Below are 1101 nucleotides of genomic sequence, written 5' to 3'. Positions count from 1 at the left end.
CCTGCTCCCTGGTCCCTGGTCCCTGGTCCCTGGTCCCTGGTCCCTGCTCCCTGGTCCCTGGTCCCTGGTCCCTGGTCCCTGGTCCCTGGTCCCTGGTCCCTGCTCCCTGCTCCCTGCTCCCTAAAAACCAGAAATTTGTACCTCACAAGTCGTATGATTGCTATATATAATACCTAGTTTAAAAACCAAAATCGACCTTTTTTAACAGACCAAGTGAGTTCACAAACTGTTCCTTTAGGAGACAAAAACGATCGCTTAAACCTTCCCCCTAGCTGTCGCGCTAGTGCTCTAGCTTGTTTAGTTCCCCGACCTCCTGAACGCTTAGATTTATTGGGTTGAGATGGTGAGCTAATACCCAACCCATTATCTTGAATGCGAATAATATTAATACCTTCGGTTTGGGTGCAGGTAACTTTCAGACGAGTTACCCCTTTGGCATATTTACCGACATTGCACAATGCTTCTTCCATAAATCGACACAATCCTCGCTTCTGTTCGATACTTAATGGCGGACTATCGATTGGGTCAAATGTTATAATTTTTACCTGAATGGTTTCAAAGCAAGGAAAGTTTAAGGCTAGGGTATTGCTATAAACTTCATAGAGAATCTCGTGAGTGGGTTGCTCCAAATCTAGGTCTAAATCAATCCCGATATGGATACTGCTATCTTGGGTTAGGGTTTCTCGACGCACTGATTCATAAACTGCTCTGAGTTCTTGGTTTAACTGTTCTAGTTGAGAGCGCAATTGCTCATCAGATAAATCCTGATCTTGAGTGCAGCTGAGTATCCTAGCTAAGGTTTGTAATGGTCCATTATGAATGATGTCAAAGGTATAATCAATCATATATTGCCGTTCATTTATGCGGGATTTTAAGGTTTGGTGGTATAGATAGAAGGCATTGATGCTGACACCATTGACAGTTAAAACAAACCAAGCTGGTACTACAGGTATCCACCAACCCCAAATCAGGAGCAAATAACTTAGTGCCACCAAACTAATGCCAGCAAGACTAACACTCAATAGATTATGTCGCGGTGTCTTAGTTAGTCTAGCGAGGCTTATACCCAGAAACCCCCAAACCATAAACCATATATATTCC

General features: G+C 43.6%; 1 protein-coding gene. It reads right to left on the bottom strand.

Annotation, left to right across the window (positions count from 1 at the left end; translation table 11 throughout):
• Positions 1 to 173 precede the first annotated feature (173 nt).
• Positions 174 to 1101 (bottom strand): ATP-binding protein (locus F6K51_RS37970; RefSeq protein WP_365940691.1); only part of this gene is annotated, 928 nt, incomplete at its 5' end.

Source organism: Moorena sp. SIO3I8 (assembly GCF_010692325.1).
Lineage (GTDB): Bacteria > Cyanobacteriota > Cyanobacteriia > Cyanobacteriales > Coleofasciculaceae > Moorena.
Note: the sequence above shows the minus strand (reverse complement) of the source record. Positions and strands in the feature narration are given on the sequence as shown.